Below are 313 nucleotides of genomic sequence, written 5' to 3'. Positions count from 1 at the left end.
CACAGCTATGATGCCCGCATAAGTGAAAAACACCATTTCACGGTAATCATAGACCAGCTATGATGCCCGCATAAGTGAAAAACACCATTTCATGGTACTCATAGACCAGCTATGATGCCCACATAAGTGGAAATTAGCATTTTACGGTAATCATAGCGCAGCAATAATGCCCGCATAAGTGGAAATTAGCATTTCACGGTAACCAAAGCGCAGCTATGATGCCCGCATAAGTGAAAAACACCATTTCACGGTAACCAAAGCACTGCTATGATGCCCGCATAAGTGGAAATTAGCATTTTACGGTAATCAAAGC

Source organism: Cytobacillus praedii (genome assembly GCF_001439605.1).
In the GTDB taxonomy this organism is placed as follows: Bacteria; Bacillota; Bacilli; order Bacillales; family Cytobacillaceae; genus Cytobacillus; species Cytobacillus praedii.
Note: the sequence above shows the minus strand (reverse complement) of the source record.